Source organism: Methylosinus sp. RM1, from assembly GCF_011378635.1.
Lineage (GTDB): Bacteria > Pseudomonadota > Alphaproteobacteria > Rhizobiales > Beijerinckiaceae > Methylosinus > Methylosinus sporium.
Genome location: NZ_WOVC01000072.1, coordinates 1 through 6607 on the forward strand (window position 1 = coordinate 1; position 6607 = coordinate 6607).

Below are 6607 nucleotides of genomic sequence, written 5' to 3' on the forward strand. Positions count from 1 at the left end.
CGATGATCCGATCGTCAAGCTGTCCGCCGTGACCGCCTGACCATTCCGGCCATAGCCGGAAATCCCGGTGTCGGCCTCGATCCAGCTACACCACGCTCTGGGACACGATCTGGAATGACGCCGATCTGTGTCCGACACCGATGGAATTATCTGCTCTGCCGCGACCAAAACGTGCGCGTTTACGGACGATAACGCTATTTGCGTAAAATCACCAATTTTAATTCCGAATATCTAACGATATTAAAGAGACAATATATTGCATATGTATTTGTGCGCGATCTTCATCTCTCTCAATTTCCCTTCATGCATCGCTATGCGACTAGGATTATTATGTATAGATCGTTTAAATCAGCTCTCGGCGGAGCAATCATAGCGCTCGCTTTTGCGAATCACGCCGAAGCGGCGACCGTCACGACCACGTTCACCGTGTCGGCGAATGTGACGAGCCTTTGTGAGGTTTCGGCGCTCCCGATGCTCTTCGGCAATTACGGTGGAGTCCTCAATCAAACGACCTCCGCTCTCACTGTCAGCTGCACGAACGGCACCCCTTACAATGTCGGATTGAACCAAGGATTGTATGGCGCGAGCACCACGACGCGTCAGATGAAGGCTGCAGGATCGTCGGCGCTTTTGAATTACTCACTCTTTCAAAACTCCGGATATTCGATAAATTGGGATGATGTGGCGCCTGGCTGGGTTTCGGGCACTGGCACTGGCGCTCCTCAGCTCCTGACAGTCTATGGGCAAATCCCGGCCGGGCAGTTCAGCACTCCCGATGCGTATGCCGATACGATTACCGTGACAGTGAATTTTTGAACGAGGCCACTTCGCTTTTCGGCGAAGGGCGCCCGATCAATCTCATGAGTGATCGAAGACATCGCGCAGCCGGCGCATTTCGCGAGAAATGCCGGCGCCTTTGTCGCTGCTCGACCTCATCGTCCGCAGAGGAATTGCAGTGAAATCAAAGCGGCTATTTTTCGTTTTCTCTTTGTTTTGCGGCGCAGCCGTCTTCGACGGCGCGTCCGCCGCCTCGCTCGAAGTTTCGCCGATCTCGCTCGAGGCCGCAGCTCCACAACAGACGGTGACGATCACGCTTCGAAACAGCGGAAATCGACCGATCAATGGCCAAGTCCGCGTTTTCGTCTGGCGACAGGAGCATGGAGAGGATGTCCTGGAGCCGACGCAAAATGTCGTTTGTTCGCCTCCCATGGCGGAGATCGGCCCTGGCGCGGAATATACGATACGCGTGGTGAGAATCGTCGAAGCGCCGATTGCAGGTGAAGAAAGCTACCGTCTCGTCGTCGACGAAATCCCCGACGCCACGATGCGACGCAACGGGATTATCGCCGTGGCTCTGCGCTATGTCATTCCCATTTTTTTCTATGAGGAAACGCGAAGTCAGCCTCGCCTATCCTGGTTTGTCACGAATCGCGACGGCGGTCGGTTCCTCGTCGCGAAAAACGAAGGCGATCGTCGGGCCAAAATCTCTGCTCTCTCTCTGAACGGCAAGCCCATCGCGAATGGGCTGGCGGGCTATGCATTAGGACACTCGGAAAGACGTTGGAAGCTGCCGGGAAAGTTCGATCTCCGGGACGGAAAAGTTTCGGCTACTGTAGATCGTGAGTTCATATCCGTCGTCGCAAAACCTCGATAGGTTCGACATTGCGGCGGCTCAGCATCATAGCCGCCAGCTGCATTTTCATAGAATGCGCGCTTGCCGAAAGCCGCGCGCGAGCCCTGGAGCTCGAACAAAATGCGATCGCCGATATGGAAGGCGATCGTGCGTCCACAGGGACTTTGGACCTCCGTCTGGAAGCCTACGTAAATGGCAAATCGACGGGTCTGCTCGTATCCGCCAGGAAATCGCCAGACGGCGTCTTCGCGGTCGAGCGAGGCGATCTCGAGGAAATCGGGGTCAAGCCGCCACGCGCGGGCGGGCGCAAAGATATGGTCGTTCTGAACGGTTCTGGATTGGCCTATCGTTACGACGAGCCGAAGCAGCAGCTCTATTTCGATCTGTCCGACGATCAGCGCATTCCAAAAATTTACGACAGCCGCGGCGAACGTCCCGCCGTTCCGAGCGCGACGTCCTCCTGGGGAGGTTTGGTGAATTATGTGATGTTCGCTTCGTCCTCCACTGCGATCACGCATTGGAGACCGGCGATCACGGCGGCCAGCCTATCCACGGATATCCGAATTTTCAGTCCCTATGGGGTCGTGACGCAGACGGGCATCATCGGAAACACGAACAACTTCAATCTATACAGGGCGAACTCCACGATCGGATTGCGACTTGAGACCGCTTACGTCTACGCCGATCCCGACACGCAGACCATGTATCGTGCGGGCGACACGATTTCCGGCGCCCTCGATTGGACGAGGCCGATGCGACTCGGCGGGATACAGATCCAAAGAAATTTCGCAATGCGCCCGGACATTGTGACCGCGGCGCTGCCTTCTATCTCGGGCAGCGCCGCGGTGCCGTCGTCGGTCGACGTTCTGGTCAATGGCGCGCCTATATTTACGCAACAAGTGTCGGAGGGGCCGTTTCGTATCGCCAATCTTCCCGTTTCGTCCGCGAACGGCAATGCCGAAGTCGTCATTCGAGATGCATCTGGACGGGAAACAAGAACCGATCTCTCTCTATTCACGAACGAGCGCCTGATCGCCCCGGGGCTCTTCGACTACACGTTCGAAGCCGGATTTGCGCGAAAATTTTACGCCTATCGCTCGAATGATTACGACAACCGCCCCGTCGTCTCGTCGAGCGCTCGGTATGGCGTGACAGACCAATTGACTGTGCTGGGACATGCGGAAGTCGGCTCTGGGCTCTACAATGGAAGCATCGGGGCGGCGACGCAATTTGGACGATTCGGCTCGCTGACCGCCGCCGTCTCGGGGTCCCGCTATCTCTCGGCGTTCGGCGGCCAAGGCTATGCGTCATATAATGTGATGACGCCGCTGGGCGTTTCATTCAGCGCCAGCACGCAGCAGACCTTCGGCGCTTACGACGATCTCGCCTCCGCGACCGCAGCCCGTTGGGCCGCCGACTCCCGTTCATTCTATCTCTATACTCCTCAAACCAATCAACAGCTGGCTGCGAACCTCGTTTTCGTTCATCCGCCGCGCATGATCAATCGCATTTCTATAGGCGCGAAACTCCCTGTAATCGGCGGCAATGCGTCGTTCACCTTCGCGCAGATCACGCCTGACAACAGGGATCGAATCTGGGCTTGGCAATCGAACCGGCTCATGGCCTCTCAAACATTGACCGCTTCGTACTCGCGACAGCTTCCCTATGATGGAAGCTTGTTCGTCACTGTTTTCGGCAATATTTCCGGCATAGAAAACAAAGGCGTTTTCGCGGGAGTTTCCTTCCCGATCGGCGGAAATGTTCAAGTCGGAGGCGGCGCGCAGACAGTGTTCGATCCGACGACGGGAAAAGGCCGTATCGGCTTCAATGCGCAAGCCAGCAAGAACATGGAAGCGAGCATCGGGAGCTATGGGTGGTCGCTGAACCGGACCCAGGGTCCGACGTCGATGACGAGCGGGGCGGTCTCTTATCGAACCCCTGTCGGAACAGCCCGCATCAACGGCCTGCAACAAGCGAATTTTGTGAGTGGCGCAGCGCAATTCGAAGGCGCGATCGCGCTCGCCGACATGAATGTCGCTATCGGACCGAAGGTCGAGGATAGTTTTGCGATTGTGAACGCCGGCGCTCCCGGCGTGACGGTGGCGCATGACAATAGTCGTGTCGGCGAAACCAATGTTCTCGGAACCTTGTTGATACCGACGCTCCGTTCCTATCAACGCAACAAGGTCGACATCGATCCGACGACGCTGCCGGTCGACGCGGTTTCGGTGAAGACCCAAGAAGTCGTCGCGCCACGATATCGCAGCGGCGTCGCGATCGATTTCGGCGCGAAGGCAAACGCCAAGCCCATCGTCCTCGTCCTGACCGACAAGGCCGGAAAGCCGATCGAAGTCGGAAGCCGCGGCAAGCTCGTCGACAGCGATGCCGCCTTCGTCGTCGGCTATGACGGCCGCGCCTTTGTGACCGATCTCGCAGCGAGCAATTCGATCATCGTCGATCTTGGAACCCGGGATTGTCGCGGCTCTTTCGAGGCGCCGCAGACGGCCGGGCCGAATAGGGAGATCCGAGTGACATGCGAATAAACGAATTTTTCTCGAGCGCCCTTCTTTTCTTCGTTGCCGCTTTCCTCGGCCTGACGACATCGAGCGGCGAAGCCGTCGCGGCTATGTCATGCTCGACGTCGGGTACGATGTCGTTCGGCGTCGTGGATGTGCTCTCGGGCGCTGCGTCTCCGGCGCAACCTTCGATTATTTCCATCATATGTTCGGGGGCAAACCCCAATGCGGTCTCGGCGACCGTTTGCCTGAGCATAGGACCCGGCCAGTCGACGTCCTGGCCGCCACGTCAGCTCATCAGCGGACCCAAGACGCTTTTGTTCGAAATCTACAAAGACGCCAGTTTGACGACGGTGATGGGATCCTACAGCGCCTATGTGCCGGCCTATAGCGCGACGACCAATGGGCTATCCATTCTGATTCCGATCACGAGCGGCTCTGGCTCCGCCAGCGTCACATTATATGGCTCCGTTCTCGCCTCCCAGCAGAGCGCGGGCGTCGGATCCTATACGAACAACTTCACCGACGTGAGCACGAGCTTGGAGACGTTTCAAAATCCGAATCTCAGCCCGGTCGCAATCTGCGGCGTATCGACCCAAGGGACAAAATCGAGCGCGGTCTCTTTTTCCGCATCCGCGACTGTTCAAGCGAATTGCAGCGTATCCGCCAACAATCTCAATTTTGGGAACATATTGAGCTTCGGGTCGAATATAGATGCGCAGTCCACGATGAGCCTGACGTGCAGCAATGGTCTCCCCTATACGGTCGGCTTGTCCGGCGGATTGTCGGGAGCCACCGATCCGACGCAACGCAAAATGCACGCAGGCAGCGACACGATAACATATGGACTCTACAGCAATAGCGCGAGAAGCGCACCGTGGGGAGACTTGATCGGCGCGAACACGGTAGCGGGAACCGGGAACGCATCAGCGCAGTCGCTCACGATCTTCGGACGGGTGTACTCGGGCCAGACGCCGCCTGTCGGAGCGTATTCAGATGTCATCGCTGTGACCGTGACATACTGATGCTCAGCGGTTGTGCATCCTGTCACGGCGCCTCCAATGTGGCTCTGCTTGCTTCTCGGTGCAAATTAGGATCCTGCGGTGGCTGCCTCCGCGCGTGGAACGAGCCTATGCCGCGAGCTCTTTGCTGTCGTCAGGGGCGCCGTGACCGTGACGCCCTCCATGCTTGCCGATAGACGCCGCGCACCTGGTTCCGCCCGCGGGCCGCCTTCGCAACGGCGCATTTCCTACTCACCGTCGAGCGGCGCCTGGACTGCTAAGGATCGCTTTCGAGCTTCCGAAGATGGAAAGCCGCGTCGGCGCGCATATATAGCTGCCTCGCCCACTTCATGGGCGCCAGGGAGGAAGGGGTCGGCTCCGATGGGGACGATCATGCCGACTTCCGATTCAGCCAGCGCCCCGCGCAATCATGACCCTTGGAACAAAGGACGCCTGCTCGGCCAGAAGCGACCGCTGAGGCCGAAAGACGTCTGGACCATACGGGTTCGCTTGCAGCTCGAAAGCCGCAAGCGCGATCTCGCCATGTTCAATCTCGCGATCGATAGCAAGCTGCGAGGCTGCGATCTCGTGCGTTTGCAAGTGAGCGACGTCTATATCGGCGGCCGTGTGCGCGACCGCGCTGTCGTGATCCAGAAGAAAACGGGCCGCTCAGTTCAATTCGAGGTGACCGAGCAAACCCGTCGATCGGTCCAGGAATGGCTCGACGGCCGTGATGTGGTCAATGGCGGGTATCTCTTCCCGAGCCGCTTCACGACGCGGCCGCATATCTCTACTCGGCAATATGCGCGAATCGTGCAGAAATGGGTCGCGAGCGCCGGACTCGATAGCTCCGCTTATGGAACGCATTCCATGCGGCGAACCAAGGCAGCCCAGATCTATAAGAAGACCGGCAATTTGCGCGCCATCCAACTCTTGCTCGGGCATACCAAATTGGAAAGCACGGTGCGCTATCTCGGCATCGAGGTCGACGACGCTCTCAGCATTTCAGAGCAAGTCGACCTTTGACCGCGTCGATTGCGGCCACGCGCCGCCGGGGCTCGGATCGCCGACGTACAGTGACCAATGTGTTCGACGCCGGCGACGCCTTCGGCCCCATGCGCAGGTCGAAGTCGGCGACGGCGCCGATCCCTCTTCGTCGCGCCCATCGCCGAGCCGGCCTTCGACCGCAGGCATCCGATCGCGCGCGAAATCGTCGATTCTCGCCGCCGCCGCGCGCAAACGCAAATCGCCAACTCGGCATAGCTAACGCCGCGACCGTCATCAGGGAACGAAGCGCGTCACGAGAGCTTCAGCCGGGCCTCGGAAGCCGCAGCTTTATGTCCAGGCTGGTGATTCCGACGGAAGGCGCCCCCCTAAAACGAGATGAAGGCGCCCCCCATAACGGAATGATGGCGCCCCCCGATTACGAGATGATCGCGCCGCCCTGTAACGGAATG

At 58.5% G+C, this 6607-nt stretch carries 5 protein-coding genes; all 5 read left to right on the top strand.

Going from position 1 to position 6607, the window contains the following annotated elements:
* Nucleotides 1–198 precede the first annotated feature (198 nt).
* The 5 genes from FMZ75_RS20570 to FMZ75_RS20590 all read left to right on the top strand — a co-directional run bounded on the left by FMZ75_RS20570 (nucleotide 199) and on the right by FMZ75_RS20590 (nucleotide 6176).
* Nucleotides 199–816: a spore coat U domain-containing protein gene (locus FMZ75_RS20570; protein ID WP_207783556.1), complete on the top strand. Its 618-nt coding sequence runs from the start codon at nucleotides 199–201 to the stop codon at nucleotides 814–816.
* 88 nt (nucleotides 817–904) lie between these two features.
* Nucleotides 905–1654, top strand: coding sequence for a molecular chaperone (locus FMZ75_RS20575; protein ID WP_166146017.1), 750 nt, complete (start codon nucleotides 905–907; stop codon nucleotides 1652–1654).
* A 293-nt stretch (nucleotides 1655–1947) separates the two neighbouring features.
* Entirely contained in the window at nucleotides 1948–4176 is a 2229-nt protein-coding gene (locus tag FMZ75_RS20580; protein ID WP_166146021.1) for a fimbria/pilus outer membrane usher protein, read from the top strand.
* Nucleotides 4167–5174, top strand: coding sequence for a spore coat protein U domain-containing protein (locus FMZ75_RS20585; RefSeq protein WP_166146024.1), 1008 nt, complete (start codon nucleotides 4167–4169; stop codon nucleotides 5172–5174). The genes FMZ75_RS20580 and FMZ75_RS20585 overlap by 10 nt, the downstream gene beginning before the upstream one ends.
* A gap of 357 nt (nucleotides 5175–5531) precedes the next feature.
* A complete protein-coding gene (locus tag FMZ75_RS20590) occupies nucleotides 5532–6176 on the top strand; it encodes a tyrosine-type recombinase/integrase (RefSeq protein WP_246729170.1) in 645 nt (214 codons plus the stop codon).
* The last annotated feature ends 431 nt before the right edge of the window (nucleotides 6177–6607 follow it).

Excerpts from the sequence above, each read along its gene's own strand:
- FMZ75_RS20575 (WP_166146017.1), top strand. The coding sequence starts at position 905 with ATGCCGGCGCCTTTGTCGCTGCTCGACCTCATCGTCCGCAGAGGAATT.
- FMZ75_RS20580 (WP_166146021.1), top strand. The coding sequence starts at position 1,948 with ATGGTCGTTCTGAACGGTTCTGGATTGGCCTATCGTTACGACGAGCCG.
- FMZ75_RS20585 (WP_166146024.1), top strand. The coding sequence starts at position 4,167 with ATGCGAATAAACGAATTTTTCTCGAGCGCCCTTCTTTTCTTCGTTGCC.
- FMZ75_RS20590 (WP_246729170.1), top strand. The coding sequence starts at position 5,532 with ATGGGGACGATCATGCCGACTTCCGATTCAGCCAGCGCCCCGCGCAAT.